Below are 16,348 nucleotides of genomic sequence, written 5' to 3'. Positions count from 1 at the left end.
TGCTCCCACACCCATTGCGCCCGCTGCAATATTGTTCAATACCCCCGCGCCCGCCATCGCCAGACTGCGGCTTTCCTCCACCAGAAAGCCCAAACCATGGAACAGTTCCTGCTGGTCGCCGCCGCCCACTTTCTCGCCCTGCTCTCCCCCGGGCCCGACTTCGTCCTGATCGCCCGCACCTCGGCCAGCGCCGGCTGGCGCGTGGCCAGCGGTGCCTGCCTGGGCATCGCCCTGGCCAATGGTGTGTTCATCCTGGCCGCATTCACCGGGGTCTCGGCATTGCAGGCCGGCAGCGGGCTGTTCATGGCCCTGCAACTGGCGGGCTGCGCCTACCTGATCTACATCGGCGTGTTGTTCCTGCGCCATGCAGGGCGCAATAGCCTGACGCCCGGAAGGGTGAACGGCGGGAAAACCGTGGCCAGCTGGCGCCTCAACCTTGGCATGGGCTTCATCTCGGGCATCCTCAACCCGAAGAACGCGCTGTTCTACGCCAGCCTGGCCAGCATGCTCGCCGGTGGCAGCACCCTGTCGAAGATGCTCTACGGCGCCTGGATGTTCGCCGCCGTGCTGGGCTGGGACCTGCTGGTCGCGCTGGCTATTGGCAATCGTCGGGTACTGCGCCGCTTCGCCCAGGCGCTGCCCTGGCTGGAGCGGGCATCGGGGGTGATGCTGATGCTGCTGGCAAGTGCGGTGTTGCTGCATCTGGCGCGGGGTTGACCAACGCCAGCGTAGCAAGGTCCAGCAGGCTGAAGCGGCCTCTGCTCCAACCGCCAGTATCGAGGTGCCAGACATTACCCAGCACCTTGACCTCCAGCAGCGGCGTATGCCCGACCAGCAGCGCACGCAGGCCTGCAACCGAGGAGCTGTCGCCCTCCCTCAAACGCCGGCGCGACCACTGGCACACTTCGCGTACGTCTGGGTCGTCATCTTCCAGCAGGCTTGCGCGCAGCAGTGCCCAATCGTGATAAGGGCTGTCGGCATGCAGCAAACCCACCAGGCCGGCGGCAGTCTGCACCTCCAGGGCGATGGGCATTTGCAAAAACGCCTCGACAAAGGGTTGCTGCTGCGCCTCGGGCAGATCGATGAACCAGCCTCCGCCGGCCGAACGGTACATGTCCAGGTCTACCCGCCCCCCGTAGCGGTGGCTGATGGCCAATGCCTCGTGATTGCCCTGCACCGCATGGAACCAGGGCTGCTCAAGCCACTCCAGGGCCTGCTGGCTGCAGGGCCCACGGTCAACCAGGTCACCGACACTGAACAGGCGGTCGTGAGCGGGGTTGAAGCCCACCTCATCGAGCACCTGTTGCAAGCGCTGGAAATGCCCATGGATATCACCCACGGCCAGGTCGCGCCCGTGGGGGTTGGCGGCTATCCGCCGAAAACGGCTCATTGCGTCATCCCTCTGCTACAACGCCGGCACCGGCGTAAAATAGGCAGGCAACCCACCCGCACCCCGAGGTGCATCATGCGTACCACCCTAGCCTGTGCCGTACTGATGGTGCTGGCTTTTGACAGCATGGCACAGGGCTCCCCGGCCGCACAGGTCGAGGTGCATTTCGACCACCCCGAGCAATTCCGCGATGCCAGCCTGGCCAGCACCGGCTATGAGCGCGGCGCCGATGCCGAGGTGATGAAAGCGCTCACCGACCACTTGCACAAGCTCGGCCAGCGCTACCTGCAACCCGGCCAGCAACTGGTCATCGACATCCGCGACATTGACCTGGCCGGGCGTTTCGAGCCCTGGCACAGCCGTGCCTACGATGTGCGCTACCTGCGTGACATCACCTGGCCGAGCATCGACCTCAGCTATACGCTCAACCAACCCGGCCAGCCACCACGGCAGGCCAAGGAGCATGTCAGCGACAAGATGTACTTGAGCCGCCCGGGCCGCCAGGCCAGCAGCGACCGGTTGTACGCCGAGAAAGCCATGCTCACCGACTGGTTCCGCCAGCGCTTCGCCCCGCCATCGCACAGCTGAACGGCTGCGTACGGCCGGACCGATCGCTGGCGCGGGCGCCGTGACTGGGGGTATCCTGCGCGTTCAAATCTGCGCCAGGGATGGAGCCTTCGTGACAATCTGCAGCAAGCCCGGAGCCCGGGCGGCATGAAGTATCTTTTACTGACGCTGGCCAGCTATGCGTCCAGCTACTACCTCATAGGCCTGCTGATCCGCGGTCGTCTGGCCGATCTTGTCGAGGGCCTGCGCCATCGACCGGATGTCCCCTCGCCTGGCCACTATCTGCGTGAAGTCGAGCAACATGCGCGGCGCGCGCATCGTCACTACAGCCTGTTCATCGGCAGCCTGCTGACCTTGTTGTTGGCAGTGCTATGCGCCTGGCTGGGCTGATCAGAATGCCAGCGCCAGGCTCTGGCGCCCTTCCAGCGCCAACAGGTACTGCTTGGCCGCCAGCCCGCCGGCGAAACCGGTCAGGCTGCCCGAGGCGCCGATCACCCGGTGGCACGGTGCGATGATCGAGATCGGGTTGCGCCCATTGGCCGCCCCCACCGCCCGCACTGCGTCAGGGTTGCCGATCTGCCGGGCGATATCGCTGTAGCTGCGGGTCTCGCCGAAGGGGATGCTCAACAGCGCCGCCCACACCTGGCGCTGAAAGTCGGTGCCGGCAAAGTCCAGGGCAAGCTCGAACCGACGACGCTGGCCGTTGAAATACTCACCCAGCTGGCGTGCGGTCTCCTGCAGCACCGGGTGCCGGTCATCGCGGTGCAGCTCGCCCAGGCGCACGCGGTTTTCCCGCTCCTGCTCCCACAGCACGGCCGCCAGGCAGTCGCCCCGGGCCACCAGGGTCAGCGTACCGACGGGGGATTGCATCAGGGTAAAGGCGCAGGACATGACAGGCTCCGACAAGTCATCGACCCGAGCACTGTACCCATCGCACCCGCACCGCGCATCCGCTTTCTTGCGCATCACCTATTGACCTTGAAGTTGGCTTCAAGCTTAGCCTGCTCTCCATCACCCCCGCGCCGTAACCCGGAGAGCCGCATGACCCCATTCCAGCCCCTGAACCTGCCCAACGGCAGCCTGATCCCCAACCGCATCGCCAAGGCGGCCATGGAAGAGAACCTGGCCAATCCCGACCAGACCCCGTCGGACGAGCTGCTGCGCCTGTACCAGGCCTGGGCCGAGGGTGGCGCGGGTTTGCTGCTGACCGGCAACGTGATGATCGACCCACGGGCGATGACCGGCCCGGGTGGTGTGGTACTCGATGACGGCCAATCGCTGCAACGCTTTACACAGTGGGCACGCATTGGCCGTTCTCATGGCGCGCAGTTTTGGATGCAGATCAATCACCCAGGGCGGCAGATGCAGGCCAACCTCGGCCAGCCCACGGTCGCGCCCTCGGCCGTCGCCCTGGAGATGGGCGGGTTATCGAAGCTGTTCGCCCCGCCCCGGGCGCTGGACGAAGCCGGCATCGAAGAATTGATCCAGCGCTTCGCCCGCACCGCTGCGCTGGCCGAACAGGCCGGTTTCAGCGGTGTACAGATCCACGCAGCGCACGGCTACCTGCTCAGCCAGTTCCTCTCGCCATTGACCAACCAGCGCCAGGACCGCTGGGGCGGCAGCCTGGAAAACCGTGCGCGGCTATTGCTGGAAGTGGCCAAGGCCGTGCGCGGGGCAGTCTCGCCTGGCTTCTGCGTGGCGGTGAAACTCAACTCGGCAGACTTCCAACGCGGCGGCTTCGAGCCCGCCGACGCCCGCCAGGTGGTGCTGTGGCTCAATGAACTGGCCGTGGACCTGGTCGAGCTGTCGGGCGGCAGCTACGAGGCCCCCGCCATGCAGGGCGACGCCCGGGATGGCCGCACCCTGGCCCGGGAGGCCTACTTCCTCGAGTTCGCCAGCGAGATCGCCGCCATCGCGCGAATGCCGGTGATGGTGACGGGCGGCATCCGCCGCCTGCCCATCGTCGAGAAGGTGCTCGCCAATGGCGTGGCCATGGCCGGTATCGCCACCGCGCTGGCCGTCGACCCCGCCCTGCCCCGGCGCTGGCGCGTGGGCGAGGTCGGTGCCAGTGCCGAGCTGCCGCCGATCCGCTGGAAGCGCAAGGCGTTTGCCGCGCTGGCCTACATGGCGCTGGTCAAGTTGCAGATGCGCAGGCTCGCCGGCGGTGCCCAGCCCAACCCACAAGCCTCACCGCTGCGGGCCCTGCTGCTGGAGCAGTGGAGCACCCTGCGCCGCACGCGGCGTTACCGGCAGCTGATGGCACAGCGGGTTGGTTGAGCTTGCCGTTGCGTATCAGGTACGGATAACGATGGTGTTGGCCAGCATGTCGCCCAGGCGCTTGCGCGAGCCGAAGAAGATGAAGATCCAGTCGAAGATGCTCAGGAACGGCGTGGTGATGTTGCGCACGAACGATTGCGCGATGTTGCAGTTCAGGTAGCTGCGCTCATCGATCACACACATCCCCAGCAGCTTCTTGCCAACGCTCTGGCCGTTGGGCAGGGCATCGGAGAACAGGTAATAGGCCAATGGCACGCCCACCGCAAGCAAGGCGCCAGCGTCCCCGGGGATGTGCAGGAAGTCCACCAGCCTGACACTGACGAAGAACAGGGCGTAGGTGACCAGTACATCGATCATTTGCCCACCCCAGCGGCGGCCCAGGCCAGCAAGGTTGTTGGGTTTCTGGTAGGCGGGCGGCGCGTCGAGGGTGTCCATGGATCCATTCCACTGAAAAAGGTTGAACCCCTCTATCGGCAAAGTGACGGCGGGGTTTAGCCCATTTCAGCCTCTCGCGCCCAGCCAATTTGACTAGGCGCGAGGGTGGCACTCAGGTCCTGGCGCACATCAATGCTGCATCGAGCAACCGGCCATGGTCATACCAGGCATCGCGCTGATAGGCAGAATACTGATGCTGACCACCGGAGCCCGTGACCTTGACCAGCCCATCGGCCTTGTTCGGGTCGGTGCTCTGCACGTACAGCTCGTGGCTGCCCTGGTTCTCCACCATGAATACCTTGGCCGAGGCAGGCAATTCGCCCTTCACGCAACCCAGGTACTCCGGCGGCGCTTTGGCGGTGGCACCAAAGGTATTGTCATGCCCTGCGCGGATGTCAGGATCATGCGCGCAGCCCACCAGCACTGCACCCGTGGCAAGGGCCATCAGCAAGCCGCGTACGAACGGCCGGGACGGTTCAATCGAGCGCCTCATACAACCTCCGATCACCCCATTGGCAGAGCCAGGCAAGTGACGGACCGCTACCACCCTTTTTAGTAGTCAGCTCACGATTGAAAAGGTTAGCCTTCGCGCCGCCCTCCTGTTATGCCGGTTCGCTATGTTGGCCAGGCCCGACGCGTATTTGCATCAAAATGCAAAAAGCCCAGCACGGGGCTGGGCTTTTCGTTGCTGGCTGACTACTTGAAGTAAGCCGATCGGCGCAACCGCAGGCTGTATACCCAAATGGCTACCAGCAGGGCCGCCTGCAGCGTGGCAGGCAGCACATACCAGGCAACCTGTGGGTACAGGCTGGCCGGCACGCGGAAAATCTCCGGCAGCATGATCGGGATCAGCGTCAGCCCCAGCAGCAAAGCGCCCAACAGGCACCACGAGGATTTTGCGCTACGTCCCCATAGCAGCAAACCGCCGGTGACCAACAACATGCAGGTCAGTGCCGGTGGCAGCAGCATGATCAGCGCGATATCGCCCATCCGAGCCAGTGCCCAGCCTTCGCTGACAAGCCAGTAGGCAATCTTGAGTGTGAGGAGCAGGCAGTAGATCACCGCAAAGGTGACCAGCGCCGGGCGTGAGGGGTTCCGTACCTGAGGTGCGCTTGTGTCCATAGTTCCAGATCTTGAGTCCATGGCTGGCCAATCCAGCCAACCGGCACAGTTTACCGGACGATGCTCCGCTGACGAAGCGGCCGGCACAGCAACGCGCAGAGGAGCCGCTCGGCGATGCATCTCTCTAAAAGAAGCCGAAAGCGGCTCCAACCCAACTGACTATCCATGTGCAGGCGGGATAGAGGCACATCCCTGCAAGACATTGACCGGCGAGCGTCCACCAAGGATGGCGTACGCGCGAAGTGCCGCCAGCAAGCCACCACTCGGACAACAGGAAAACCGCCAGGATCAGCGGATACGCAAACAGCCCGAACAACCAGAACCCCGCGGTGTCGTCTCGTTTCATCAGCCAAGCAACAAAACCAAAGGCAAACGCGACCCACGCGGCGGAAAATATCAAAGCCCTGACCAGGATCATCTTATGGCGCTCACCTGCGGCGTTTGTACTACCAGCGTAGCGCGGCGGCTGGCCGATCTGCTGCGAATGGCTTCAAGCCGACCTCCGCACAATCCCCTTTGTGTTCCAGCCGAGCAAACGAAAGCTGTGGTTCGACGAACCAAGTGTTACAATCCGCCCCTTCAAATCAGCGCTCAAGGCGCTGGACATCCGTGAACGCCGGCAGTACGACACCCGCCACACCTACGCAACCCTGTGCCTGATGGCTGGGATGAACCGAAGCGTTCATCGCGAACCAGCTCGGCCATAGCGTCGAGATGTTGCCCTCTACCTACGCGAAATGGATCAGCTCCTCCTCGGACTGGAGGGAGCTGGAGAAGCTGCCGCCCCGAGTCGAATTGGCCCAAGATTGGCCCAAAACTGACGAGAGGGCCTAAATACACCTCTGGAACCCCCGCAGGACACGCACTTGATTTCTACCGCCAACATCACCATGCAGTTCGGCTCCAAGCCGCTGTTCGAGAACGTCTCGGTCAAATTCAACAACGGCAACCGCTACGGCCTGATCGGCGCCAACGGCTGCGGCAAGTCGACCTTCATGAAGATCCTCGGCAGCGACCTCGAGCCGTCCGGCGGCCAGGTGATGCTCGAGCCGAACACCCGCCTGGGCAAGCTGCGCCAGGACCAGTTCGCCTACGAAGAATTCACCGTGATCGACACCGTGATCATGGGCCATGAGCAGCTGTGGAAGGTCAAGGCTGAGCGCGACCGCATCTACTCGCTGCCAGAGATGACCGAAGAAGACGGCATGGCCGTCGCCGAGCTTGAGACCGAGTTCGCCGAGATGGACGGCTACACCGCCGAATCCCGCGCCGGCGAACTGCTGCTGGGCCTGGGCATCCCCCTGGAACAGCACTTCGGCCCGATGAGCGAAGTCGCCCCAGGCTGGAAGCTGCGTGTGCTGCTGGCCCAGGCGCTGTTCTCCGACCCGGACGTGCTGCTGCTCGACGAACCGACCAACCACCTTGACATCAACACCATCCGCTGGCTGGAAACGATTCTCACGGCGCGCAACAGCACCATGATCATCATTTCCCACGACCGTCACTTCCTCAACAGCGTCTGCACCCACATGGCCGACCTGGACTACGGTGAGCTGCGCCTGTTCCCGGGCAACTACGACGAATACATGACTGCCGCCACCCAATCGCGCGAGCAGTTGCTGTCGGACAACGCCAAGAAGAAAGCCCAGATCGCCGAGCTGCAGACCTTCGTCAGCCGCTTCTCGGCCAACGCCTCGAAAGCCAAGCAGGCCACCTCGCGCGCCAAGCAGATCGACAAGATCCAGCTGGCCGAGGTCAAGCCTTCGAGCCGGGTCAGCCCGTTCATTCGCTTCGAACAAACCAAGAAGCTGCACCGCCAGGCCGTGATGGTCGAGAAAATGGCCAAGGCCTTCGACGACAAGGTGCTGTTCAAGGACTTCAGCTTCACCATCGAAGCCGGCGAGCGCGTGGCGATCATCGGCCCCAACGGTATCGGCAAGACCACCCTGCTGCGCACCCTGGTCGGTGAAATGACCCCGGACAAGGGCGAAGTGAAGTGGACCGACAGCGCTGAAGTGGGCTACTACGCCCAGGACCATGCCCACGACTTCGAGGACGACGTGACCCTGTTCGACTGGATGGGCCAGTGGACCAGCGGCGAGCAGGTGATCCGCGGCACCCTCGGGCGCATGCTGTTCTCCAACGACGAAATCCTCAAGTCGGTGAAGGTGATTTCCGGTGGCGAACAGGGCCGCATGCTGTTCGGCAAGCTGATCCTGCAAAAGCCCAACGTGCTGGTGATGGACGAACCGACCAACCACCTGGACATGGAATCGATCGAGGCGCTGAACCTGGCCCTGGAAAACTACCCAGGCACCCTGCTGTTCGTCAGCCACGACCGTGAGTTCGTGTCGTCGCTGGCTACCCGCATCATCGAGTTGACCCCCGAGGGCGTGGTGGACTTCAGCGGCACCTACGACGACTACCTGCGCAGCCAGGGCGTGGTGGTCTGAATGACGGGGCCGGCCTGATCACCGCAGGTGACTGACCGGCCCATTCGCGGCTAAAGCCGCTCCCACCCTGAAGTTTGCACATCACCTGTAGGAGCGGCCTTGCCGGGGCGCCGGACCGGTCGGAATGGGCCGCAGAGCGGCCCCGGCGATCCTGGGCGTACTCGAGAACCTGGGGGCGCTGCGCACCCCTTTCGCGACACAAGGCCGCTCCTACACGGGCCATGCAAGGCTTTGGGTGGGAGCGGCTTTAGCCGCGAATTCCACAACGAAAACCTTCAGCTTGAGCAAACCCGTCGAATAATTCGTTAGCCTGCTTCCTTTTACCCCACGCAACGGCCATGATGCCGGTACGCCCCACCGCCTACCCGCGAACCAGCCCATGACCGCGCAACAACCCGCCCCTGCTACCGTCCCTGGGATCACCCAACAGATCCTCGCCATCGTTTTCTACACCTTCATCGCCTTCCTCTGCATCGGTTTGCCGATCGCGGTACTGCCCGGCCATGTCCACGACCAGCTGGGCTACGGCGCGGTGATCGCCGGCCTGACCATCGGCCTGCAATACCTCGCCACCCTACTCAGCCGGCCCTTCGCCGGGCGGGTGGCCGACACCCTTGGTGGCAAACGGGCAATTCGCTACGGGCTGTACGGTATTGCCGGCTGTGGCGTGCTCACCCTGCTCTCGGCCTGGACCCTCGCCCTGCCCTGGCTGAGCCTGCTGCTGTTGCTGGGCGGGCGCCTGTTGCTGGGCGTCGCCCAGGGGTTGATCGGCGTGGCGACCCTGAGCTGGGGCATCGGCCAGGTGGGCCCGGAGCACACCGCGCGGGTGATCTCCTGGAACGGCATCGCCTCCTATGGCGCCATCGCCATCGGCGCACCGGCAGGGGTGCTGCTGGTACAGGCCCTGGGCTTTGGTGTGCTGGGCGTGGCGCTGTTGGTACTGGCGCTACTGGCGCTGTTGGCACTGCGCACACGGCCGGACGTGCTGGTGGTGCGGGGCGAGCGCCTGCCATTCTGGTCGGCGTTCGGCCGTGTGGCGCCCTGTGGCCTGGGGCTGACCCTGGCCTCTATCGGCTACGGCACGCTCACCACCTTCGTCACGCTTTATTACCTGGAGCGTGGCTGGGCCGGCGCGGCCTGGTGCCTGAGCGCCTTCGGCCTGTGCTTCATTCTTTCGCGGCTGCTGTTCGTCAATGCAGTCAACCGTTTTGGCGGCTACAACGTGGCGATTGCCTGCATGGCCACCGAAGTGCTGGGGCTGACCCTGCTGTGGCTGGCGCCTTCACCGCTGTGGGCAATGCTCGGTGCGGGGCTGACCGGCTTCGGCCTGTCGCTTGTGTACCCGGCGCTGGGCGTCGAGGCGATCCGCCAGGTACCCAGCAGCAGCCGCGGCGCCGGGCTGGGTGCCTATGCCGTATTCTTCGACCTGGCGCTGGCCATCGCCGGCCCACTGATGGGGGCGGTGGCGGTGCACTTGGGTTATGCCTCGATCTTCGCGGTTGCCGCCCTGCTCGCCCTGTCAGGGGTGGGCCTGACCCTGCTGCTGGCCCAGCGCGGCTGAGCGTTCGGCGGGTTCGGGGACGCCCAGCGCCTGGCTGAAGAAGGCCGTGGTTTCGCTACGCAGCGAACGATGGATGATCCGGCGATCGACGCCATCGGCATCCTTGCACAGCGCCGGCATGCGCTGGTGCTGCTCCTCATCGCAGGGCGCCATAAACACGAAGTGCCCAGCCCCGGCGAGCAACCGGTAGTCCGGGGTCAGCGGCAGCTTGCGCGCCAGCGCGTCGGCATTGTGCTCCAGGGCCAGCAACTGGTCGGCGTCGCCACTGTAGATCAGCGCGGGCACGTGCACACCGGCCAGAGCATGGCGGCCGAACATCAGGCTCAGTGGCGCCATCAGCATTACCGCCCCTACGCGCGGGTCGGCGCGAGGTGCCAGCTCACTGTGATCGGCAATCAGCACGCCATGGGTCTTGCAGGCATCGGCGTCGCCGGGGCGTTGCTCGCAATAGCGGCGCAAGCGCTCAAGGTCGGGCTGGGCGCCAGACAGGATCAGCGCCGTCTCGCCACCGGCCGAATAGCCTATCACCCCGACTTTGCCATCACTCAGATAGGGGCCGACCAACTTGTCGCCATGCACCGCGGTAATCGCTGCGCTGATCTGCAATGGCCTGCCATAGAGGTTGCTCAACGTGCCCAGGCGGCTGTGGTCGCGGTTGTTGTCGCCGGGGTGCACCACGGCGACCACCACAAACCCCTGGCGCGCCAGGCCGTTGGCCAGGTCATGCAGGGCCATGGGGCTGCCGACGTTGCCATGGGACAGCACCAGCAACGGGAACCGCCCCATGGCGACGGGGGCTTCTTCAGCGACGCGGGTCTGGTACCCCTCGATGCGCACCGGGCGGGCGTCACCACTGCTGGGGTAGAACACCAGCGCCTGCATGGGCCGGCCATCCACCGGGTCGGCCAAACCCATGCGATGCAGCCCGGCCACCCACGATGCCGCTTCGGCCTGGGCCATCAGGCCGCCGAGCAGGACAAGGGTGATCAGGGTTCGCCATCTGTTCATGCAGGAAGGCGCTCGCATCGGGCCGCACGTAAGCCGTCAGCATAGAACCGGGCGCCCAGGCGCTTTATGAAAACTGAATGAAAAAAAGGCCGGCTGACGCACTAGGCGACAGCCGGCCTTTTATTACCGGGCGGATCAGGCGGCGGCGAACAGCTCGCCAGCAATCTGCGCCTGGGCGGCGTCGATGGCTTTGGCGCGGTGCTCAGGGCCGTAGGCCAAGCCGTGGGCACGGACGATTTCCAGGTCGGTGATGCCGATGAAGCCGAGGAAGACCTTGAGGAAGTCCTCATGGCCGACACCGGTCGGCTGGCCTTGGTGCAGGCCACCGGCGGTGGACACCAGGATCACCTTCTTGTCGCCGCACAAGCCTTCAGGGCCGGCCTCGGTGTAGCGGAAGGTCTGGCCGGCGACGGCGACGCGGTCGATCCAGGCCTTGAGCTGGGTCGGCACGGTGAAGTTGTACATCGGCGCGCCAATCACTACCGCATCGGCAGCAAGGAATTCTTCCAGGGTTTCGGCGCTCAGTTTGGCTTCATGGGCTTGGGCGGCATCGCGCATTGTTTCTGGAGTACCGGCGGCCACCAGGGTGGCGGCAGAGAAGTGGCTGATGGCGTCAGCGGCCAAGTCACGGTACACCACTTCGATGCTTGGGTCGGCGGCTTGCCAGGCCTGCACCACTTCGCGGCTCAGTTGGCGGGAGGCGGAATTGTCGCCCAGGATGCTCGAATCGATGTGCAACAGTTTCATGGGACTCTCCTGTGAATGAAGACCGCGGCGGTGGGCGATCACGATGGGGAGAATCCTATCGATACAGCGAATGGCTGATAAGCCGGCAAAAATGCGTTAGTTTGTTCCACTGATGGGACAATGGAATTCGCCACATGCAAGACCTCAACGACCTGTTCTACTTCGCCCAGGTGGTCGAAGCCGGTGGTTTCGCCGCCGCCGGGCGCCAGCTGGGCATCCCCAAGTCAAGGCTGTCGCGGCGGATCGCCGAGCTCGAGGAGCGCCTTGGCACACGCCTGCTGCAACGCACCACCCGGCAGTTGAAGCTGACCGCCGTGGGTGAGCGTTACCTGCACCACTGCCAGGCCATGCTGCTGGAGGCGGAGATGGCCGATGAAGTGGTGGCCAGCATGTCCAGCGAACCCCGCGGGCGCCTGCGGGTGTCCTGCCCGGTGGCGCTGGCCCATGCCTTCCTGCCCGACGTGATCAGCCGTTTCCTCGCCCAATACCCGCTGGTGCAACTGGACATGGTGCTGCTCAACCGCCGCGTCGACCTGATTTCCGAAGGCATCGATGTGGCCCTGCGCGTGCGCGACCTGGGCGACGAAGACCCAGCACTGGTTACCCGCCGCCTGCGCCAGGCGCAGATGCAACTGGTGGCAGCGCCGGGCTTTGCCGACCATATCCGCGAACCTGCCGAGCTGGCCGGTTTGCCCGTGCTGGGCGCCGCCGAGGCGGATCGCCTGGTGCATTTTCGCCTGCATGGCCCGGATGGCCGGGAACAAGAGATTGCCCTGGAGCCACGGCTGGCCATAGACGATTTTGTCGTACGCAATGCGGCGGTGCGCGCAGGCCTGGGCTTCACCGCGCTACCCAGCATGTTCTGTGAGGAAGAACTGGCACGCGGTGAGCTGGTGCGCCTGTTGCCGGACTGGTCGCTGCCAGGCGGCTACCTGCAAGCGGTCTATCCTCATCGCCGCGGCCTGCTGCCGGCGGTGCGGGTATGGATCGACCACCTGGCTGCATCGTTCGAAGCCTGTGGAGAGCGTTATGTCTGAGAAACGGATGAGCGAAGACGAGGTGGCACAGTTCTGCCTGAACCTGCCTGGCGCCAGGGAAGATTACAAATGGGGCGGGATCCGGGTGTTCTCGGTGGCCGGCAACAAGATGTTCGCGGTGCTGGACCTGGGAGGGGCCGGCCTGTCGTTCAAGGTGGCCGACGAGTTGTTCCTGGGCTACTGCGACCGCCCGGGTGTGCGCCCGGCGCCGTACCTGGCAAGGGCAAAGTGGATCAGCATGCTGCCGCCCTACCCCATGGGGCGCGAAGAGCTGTGCGATTTGCTGAGGCGGTCACACCAATTGGTGGTACAGCGCTTGCCCAAGCGCACGCAGCTAGGGTTGTTGCTGGACTGACTCAGCGTCGCGGGGCAAGCCCGCTCCCACGCAAACCACAGGGGGCGGTGTGGGAGCGGGCTTGCCCCGCGATGGCGACCTACAGCAACTGCCCCAACCAACGCCCTCCCAGCAGCAGGTGGTCGATCCAGAACAGCTGGTGCAGGGCGACAATGCTCCAGAACACCACCTGGTAGGACAGCTTGCGAGTCTTGTGGCGGAACAGTTGCTGAGCCAGCAGCGCCCCTGGCCAACCACCCAGCAGTTCGCTGGCATGCAGCACCTTCTCCGGCGTGCGCCAGGCCTGGTTGCGCGCCTGCTGCTTGTCCTGCCAGTACAGCAGCAGGCTCACCAGGCTCGCCAGGGGGTACAGCGCCAGCGGCAGCCACGACTGCCCGCTCAAGCCCATCTGCAGGCCACCCAGTAACGGCAGCAAGCACAGCCCAGCCAACACCAGCAATTTCAGGCGAGGATGGCGAACGCCCTGAACCTCACCACGGCTCGCAGCCGGCATGCGCGCCATCAGCCGTGCGCCGTCGACCAGTCGACCCAACCGAACTCCCAGGTGGCGAGAATCAGCAGGCCAAAGGCAATGCGGTACCAGGCGAACACCGCGTAGCTGTGGTTGGCGATGAACTTGAGCAGCGCGCGCACGGCGATCATGGCGAAGATGAACGACACCACGAAGCCCAGGGCGAACACCGGCAGGTCGCCCGGCTGGAACAGCTCACGGTACTTGTAGCCCGAGTACACCGCCGCACCGACCATGGTCGGCATGGCCAGGAAGAACGAGAACTCGGTGGCTGCCTTGCGCGACAGACCGAACAGCAGGCCACCAATGATGGTCGAGCCGGAACGCGAAGTGCCGGGGATCATCGCCAGGCACTGGACGAAACCGATCTTCAGCGCGTGGTGCCAGCTCATCTCATCCACATGATCGACCTCGATACGGTGCTGGCGACGTTCCGCCCAGAGCATGATCACCCCGCCGACCACCAACGCCGCGGCGACGGTGATGGGATTGAACAGGTACTCGTGGATCAGGTCGGCGAACAGCACCCCCAGTACCACTGCGGGCATGAAGGCGATCAGCAGGTTGGCGGTGAAGCGCCGCGCCGGCGCTTGCGTAGTCAAGCCCAGTACCACATCGAAGATCTTGCGGCGGAACTCCCAGACCACCGCCAGGATTGCCCCCAGCTGAATGATGATGTTGAACGCCATGGCGCGTTCGCCGCCGAAACCGATCAGATCGGCGACGATGATCTGGTGCCCGGTGCTTGAAATCGGCAAGAACTCCGTCAGGCCTTCGACCACGCCCAAGATGATTGCCTGCAAGGCACTCCAAAAATCCATCATTCCCCCAGTGCGGCGCTGCTCATGGCAGGCCACTTGTTTTTGATTTACAGACAGTTACCGCGCACGGCGACGCCGTTTTACAGCGATCGCCTGGGGTAACGCCAGCTGAAACGTTCAATGGCCTAAAGGTTTCATCTGACGCGGCCGAGATCCTAACAGAGCCGTTGTTGCAACACCTGCGTCACCGCAACACGGATTGTCACGCTAGACACATTAGCCGTTGGTCGGGTGGGGGCCAGCGGCAAAGCATGCTTGGATGCCGTCAATAAAAAGAACAAGTCTGGAGTAATGCATCATGAAGACCCTGAGGTCGATGTCGATCAGCCGCCGCCTGTGGCTGATCCTGGTGGTGGCCGTAGCCATGCTGCTGGTGCTGGGGCTGCTGATGCTGCGTCAGCTGCATGGAGACCTGTACCAGGCCAAGGCCGAGAAAACCCGCCACGTGGTGCAGACCGCCGCAGGCGTGCTGGCCTACTACCAGGGCCTGGAGGCCGCCGGCACCCTCAGCCGCGAAGCCGCCCAGCAACAAGCCTTGCTGGTGGTGCGCGGGCTGCGCTACGACCAGAACGACTACTTCTGGATCAACGACCTGCAACCGAAGATGATCATGCACCCGGCCAACCCCAAGCTCGACGGCCAGGACCTCTCGGCGATCCGCGACCCCGACGGTTTCGCCGTGTTCAACGAAATGGTCAAGCTCGCCCGCGAACAGGGCGCGGGCCCGGTCGACTACCGCTGGCCCAAGCCCGGCGCCAGCGAGCCAGTGGCCAAGACCTCGTACATCCAGCTGTTCAAGCCTTGGGGTTGGGTCATCGGTTCGGGCGTGTACATCGACGACGTCCAGGCCGAGTTCGCCCGCCAACTGCGCGATGCCTCGCTGGTGGGCATCGGTATCGCCCTGCTGATGGCCCTGGTGGTCATGTTGATCGCCCGCAGCATCGCCCGCCCCTTGCAGGAAGCGGTTCAGGCCATGGGCAACATTGCCAGCGGCGAGAGTGACCTGACCCGGCGCCTGGACACCCACGGCCGCGACGAGATCACCCACCTGGGCGAGCACTTCAACCGCTTCAACGGCAAGTTGCAGGGTGTGGTCGGCCAGTTGCAAGGCGCCGCCCACGCGCTGGCCGAATCGGCTGGCCATGTTGGCGACAACGCTGGCGCTGCCCAGGCCCGCAGTACCCAGCAATCGCTGCAGATGGACCAGGTGGCCACCGCGATCAACGAAGTCAGCTACGCCGTGCACGATGTGGCCAAGCATGCCGAACAGGCGGCCAGCGAGATGCGCAGCGCCCAGCAGCAGGTCGGCCATGGCCAACAGGCCATCCATGGCAGCCTGCAGCAGATCGACCGACTGTCGGCGACCATCGAGCAAGCGGTGCAGGTGATCCGTGAGCTGGCCAACCACAGCACCAAGATCGGTGGGGTGCTGGAAGTGATCCGCGCCATTGCCGAACAGACCAATCTGCTCGCGCTCAACGCCGCCATCGAAGCGGCCCGTGCCGGCGAGCAGGGCCGTGGTTTCGCCGTGGTCGCCGACGAAGTGCGCCTGTTGGCCCAGCGCACCGCCCAGTCCACCGCCGAGATCCAGACCATGATCGAGCACCTGCAAGGGCAGTCCGAGGCAGCGGTCAAGGCCATCGACACCAGCAGCGAAGCCTCGCGCCAGACCGTCGAGCAAGCGCGCGAGGCTGGCACCAGCCTGGACGCCATCAGCCAGGCGCTGAACAACCTGGGCGCGCTCAACGCCTCGATCGCCAGTGCCACCTTGCAGCAATCGCATGTGGTCGAAGAGATCAACCGCAACGTCACCGAAACCGCCGGGCTGTCGCAACAGACCGCCGAGGCGGCGCGCCAGTCCAGTGATGCCGGTACTGCCCTGGCACGCCTGAGCGACGACCTGGAGCAGTTGCTGCGCCAGTTCCGCGTGTAGCAGCGACAAGCAACAAGCTGCAAGCAAAACCGGCCCTGCGCGGGCCTCGACAGGATGCGCACCACGTCGAAGCTTGTAGCTTGTAGCGGGTTGCTTGTAGCATCGCGCCCTTCCCCGCTTTGAAGGATCGC

General features: G+C 64.5%; 18 protein-coding genes and 3 pseudogenes. 11 read left to right on the top strand and 10 right to left on the bottom strand.

The window, feature by feature from the left end; genetic code table 11:
* The first annotated feature begins 96 nt into the window (after positions 1–96).
* A complete protein-coding gene (locus IX761_RS16845) occupies positions 97–717 on the top strand; it encodes a LysE family translocator (RefSeq protein ID WP_228533637.1) in 621 nt (206 codons plus the stop codon).
* On the opposite strand, the pseudogene IX761_RS16840 reads toward IX761_RS16845, so the two are convergent.
* Positions 677–1,390, bottom strand: a pseudogene (locus IX761_RS16840) (metallophosphoesterase); the annotation flags it as partial. The gene IX761_RS16845 and the pseudogene IX761_RS16840 sit on opposite strands and share 41 nt — an antisense overlap.
* A 75-nt stretch (positions 1,391–1,465) precedes the next feature.
* On the opposite strand from IX761_RS16840, the gene IX761_RS16835 reads away from it, so the two are divergent.
* Both IX761_RS16835 and IX761_RS16830 read left to right on the top strand, forming a co-directional pair.
* Complete coding sequence (locus IX761_RS16835; RefSeq protein WP_194790699.1) at positions 1,466–1,978, top strand: DUF3016 domain-containing protein; 513 nt, start codon at positions 1,466–1,468, stop codon at positions 1,976–1,978.
* A 126-nt stretch (positions 1,979–2,104) separates the two neighbouring features.
* The gene (locus IX761_RS16830; protein ID WP_194790698.1) at positions 2,105–2,347 is read left to right on the top strand and encodes a hypothetical protein; all 243 of its coding nucleotides are present in this window, start codon (positions 2,105–2,107) and stop codon (positions 2,345–2,347) included.
* On the opposite strand, the gene IX761_RS16825 is transcribed toward IX761_RS16830, so the two are convergent.
* Entirely contained in the window at positions 2,348–2,848 is a 501-nt protein-coding gene (locus IX761_RS16825) for a methylated-DNA--[protein]-cysteine S-methyltransferase (RefSeq protein WP_194790697.1), read from the bottom strand.
* Positions 2,849–2,998: 150 nt separating this feature from the next.
* Here IX761_RS16825 and IX761_RS16820 point away from each other — a divergent pair, with 150 nt between their 5' ends.
* Positions 2,999–4,234, top strand: coding sequence for an NADH:flavin oxidoreductase/NADH oxidase family protein (locus IX761_RS16820; RefSeq protein WP_194790696.1), 1,236 nt, complete (start codon positions 2,999–3,001; stop codon positions 4,232–4,234).
* A 15-nt stretch (positions 4,235–4,249) separates the two neighbouring features.
* Here IX761_RS16820 and IX761_RS16815 read toward each other — a convergent pair whose 3' ends face one another.
* The 4 genes from IX761_RS16815 to IX761_RS16800 all read right to left on the bottom strand — a co-directional run bounded on the left by IX761_RS16815 (position 4,250) and on the right by IX761_RS16800 (position 6,209).
* Positions 4,250–4,669 (bottom strand): RDD family protein, encoded by a 420-nt coding sequence (locus IX761_RS16815; protein ID WP_194790695.1) that lies wholly within the window; start codon positions 4,667–4,669, stop codon positions 4,250–4,252.
* A gap of 112 nt (positions 4,670–4,781) precedes the next feature.
* Positions 4,782–5,162, bottom strand: a complete 381-nt coding sequence (locus IX761_RS16810; protein WP_416366793.1) for a hypothetical protein — start codon at positions 5,160–5,162, stop codon at positions 4,782–4,784.
* 203 nt (positions 5,163–5,365) lie between these two features.
* Positions 5,366–5,791 (bottom strand): hypothetical protein, encoded by a 426-nt coding sequence (locus tag IX761_RS16805; RefSeq protein WP_194790694.1) that lies wholly within the window; start codon positions 5,789–5,791, stop codon positions 5,366–5,368.
* A gap of 124 nt (positions 5,792–5,915) precedes the next feature.
* Positions 5,916–6,209, bottom strand: coding sequence for a hypothetical protein (locus IX761_RS16800; protein ID WP_194790693.1), 294 nt, complete (start codon positions 6,207–6,209; stop codon positions 5,916–5,918).
* 66 nt (positions 6,210–6,275) lie between these two features.
* Between IX761_RS16800 and IX761_RS27410 the strand changes: the two are divergent.
* From IX761_RS27410 to IX761_RS16790, 3 genes and pseudogenes are all read left to right on the top strand, one after another.
* A pseudogene (locus IX761_RS27410) lies at positions 6,276–6,625 on the top strand (integrase).
* Positions 6,626–6,657: 32 nt separating this feature from the next.
* Positions 6,658–8,244: an ABC-F family ATPase gene (locus IX761_RS16795; RefSeq protein ID WP_194790692.1), complete on the top strand. Its 1,587-nt coding sequence runs from the start codon at positions 6,658–6,660 to the stop codon at positions 8,242–8,244.
* Between the two features lie 379 nt (positions 8,245–8,623).
* Complete coding sequence (locus IX761_RS16790; RefSeq protein ID WP_194790691.1) at positions 8,624–9,805, top strand: MFS transporter; 1,182 nt, start codon at positions 8,624–8,626, stop codon at positions 9,803–9,805.
* On the opposite strand, the gene IX761_RS16785 is transcribed toward IX761_RS16790, so the two are convergent.
* Both IX761_RS16785 and IX761_RS16780 read right to left on the bottom strand, forming a co-directional pair.
* Positions 9,764–10,813: an alpha/beta hydrolase family protein gene (locus tag IX761_RS16785; RefSeq protein WP_194790690.1), complete on the bottom strand. Its 1,050-nt coding sequence runs from the start codon at positions 10,811–10,813 to the stop codon at positions 9,764–9,766. The two genes, IX761_RS16790 and IX761_RS16785, sit on opposite strands and share 42 nt — an antisense overlap.
* A 135-nt stretch (positions 10,814–10,948) precedes the next feature.
* Positions 10,949–11,560, bottom strand: coding sequence for an FMN-dependent NADH-azoreductase (locus IX761_RS16780; protein WP_194790689.1), 612 nt, complete (start codon positions 11,558–11,560; stop codon positions 10,949–10,951).
* A gap of 134 nt (positions 11,561–11,694) precedes the next feature.
* Here IX761_RS16780 and IX761_RS16775 point away from each other — a divergent pair, with 134 nt between their 5' ends.
* Positions 11,695–12,597: a LysR substrate-binding domain-containing protein gene (locus IX761_RS16775; RefSeq protein ID WP_194790688.1), complete on the top strand. Its 903-nt coding sequence runs from the start codon at positions 11,695–11,697 to the stop codon at positions 12,595–12,597.
* Positions 12,590–12,952 carry an MmcQ/YjbR family DNA-binding protein gene (locus tag IX761_RS16770; protein WP_194790687.1) on the top strand — a complete coding sequence of 121 codons (363 nt, stop codon included), beginning with the start codon at positions 12,590–12,592 and terminating at the stop codon, positions 12,950–12,952. Before IX761_RS16775 ends, IX761_RS16770 begins: the two co-directional genes overlap by 8 nt.
* A gap of 79 nt (positions 12,953–13,031) precedes the next feature.
* Here the strand turns inward: IX761_RS16770 and IX761_RS16765 are convergent, their stop codons facing one another.
* Positions 13,032–13,445: a DUF1294 domain-containing protein gene (locus tag IX761_RS16765; protein WP_194790718.1), complete on the bottom strand. Its 414-nt coding sequence runs from the start codon at positions 13,443–13,445 to the stop codon at positions 13,032–13,034.
* 8 nt (positions 13,446–13,453) lie between these two features.
* A complete protein-coding gene (locus IX761_RS16760; protein WP_194790686.1) occupies positions 13,454–14,284 on the bottom strand; it encodes an undecaprenyl-diphosphate phosphatase in 831 nt (276 codons plus the stop codon).
* A 298-nt stretch (positions 14,285–14,582) separates the two neighbouring features.
* On the opposite strand from IX761_RS16760, the pseudogene IX761_RS27665 reads away from it, so the two are divergent.
* Positions 14,583–15,344, top strand: a pseudogene (locus IX761_RS27665) (cache domain-containing protein); the annotation flags it as partial.
* A 138-nt stretch (positions 15,345–15,482) separates the two neighbouring features.
* Positions 15,483–16,217 (top strand): methyl-accepting chemotaxis protein, encoded by a 735-nt coding sequence (locus tag IX761_RS27660; RefSeq protein WP_416366794.1) that lies wholly within the window; start codon positions 15,483–15,485, stop codon positions 16,215–16,217.
* Positions 16,218–16,348: the final 131 nt, after the last annotated feature.

This window comes from Pseudomonas sp. UFMG81 (assembly GCF_015354575.1).
Lineage (GTDB): Bacteria > Pseudomonadota > Gammaproteobacteria > Pseudomonadales > Pseudomonadaceae > Aquipseudomonas.
This window is presented reverse-complemented; position numbering and strand designations above follow the sequence as displayed.

Bases quoted from the DNA above. Each gene is read 5' to 3' on its own strand.
- IX761_RS16845 (WP_228533637.1), top strand. From the start codon at position 97: ATGGAACAGTTCCTGCTGGTCGCCGCCGCCCACTTTCTCGCCCTGCTC.
- IX761_RS16835 (WP_194790699.1), top strand. From the start codon at position 1,466: ATGCGTACCACCCTAGCCTGTGCCGTACTGATGGTGCTGGCTTTTGAC.
- IX761_RS16830 (WP_194790698.1), top strand. From the start codon at position 2,105: ATGAAGTATCTTTTACTGACGCTGGCCAGCTATGCGTCCAGCTACTAC.
- IX761_RS16825 (WP_194790697.1), bottom strand. From the start codon at position 2,848: ATGTCCTGCGCCTTTACCCTGATGCAATCCCCCGTCGGTACGCTGACC.
- IX761_RS16820 (WP_194790696.1), top strand. From the start codon at position 2,999: ATGACCCCATTCCAGCCCCTGAACCTGCCCAACGGCAGCCTGATCCCC.
- IX761_RS16815 (WP_194790695.1), bottom strand. From the start codon at position 4,669: ATGGACACCCTCGACGCGCCGCCCGCCTACCAGAAACCCAACAACCTT.
- IX761_RS16810 (WP_416366793.1), bottom strand. From the start codon at position 5,162: ATGAGGCGCTCGATTGAACCGTCCCGGCCGTTCGTACGCGGCTTGCTG.
- IX761_RS16805 (WP_194790694.1), bottom strand. From the start codon at position 5,791: ATGGACACAAGCGCACCTCAGGTACGGAACCCCTCACGCCCGGCGCTG.
- IX761_RS16800 (WP_194790693.1), bottom strand. From the start codon at position 6,209: ATGATCCTGGTCAGGGCTTTGATATTTTCCGCCGCGTGGGTCGCGTTT.
- IX761_RS16790 (WP_194790691.1), top strand. From the start codon at position 8,624: ATGACCGCGCAACAACCCGCCCCTGCTACCGTCCCTGGGATCACCCAA.
- IX761_RS16785 (WP_194790690.1), bottom strand. From the start codon at position 10,813: ATGAACAGATGGCGAACCCTGATCACCCTTGTCCTGCTCGGCGGCCTG.
- IX761_RS16780 (WP_194790689.1), bottom strand. From the start codon at position 11,560: ATGAAACTGTTGCACATCGATTCGAGCATCCTGGGCGACAATTCCGCC.
- IX761_RS16775 (WP_194790688.1), top strand. From the start codon at position 11,695: ATGCAAGACCTCAACGACCTGTTCTACTTCGCCCAGGTGGTCGAAGCC.
- IX761_RS16770 (WP_194790687.1), top strand. From the start codon at position 12,590: ATGTCTGAGAAACGGATGAGCGAAGACGAGGTGGCACAGTTCTGCCTG.
- IX761_RS16765 (WP_194790718.1), bottom strand. From the start codon at position 13,445: ATGCCGGCTGCGAGCCGTGGTGAGGTTCAGGGCGTTCGCCATCCTCGC.
- IX761_RS16760 (WP_194790686.1), bottom strand. From the start codon at position 14,284: ATGGATTTTTGGAGTGCCTTGCAGGCAATCATCTTGGGCGTGGTCGAA.
- IX761_RS27660 (WP_416366794.1), top strand. From the start codon at position 15,483: ATGGACCAGGTGGCCACCGCGATCAACGAAGTCAGCTACGCCGTGCAC.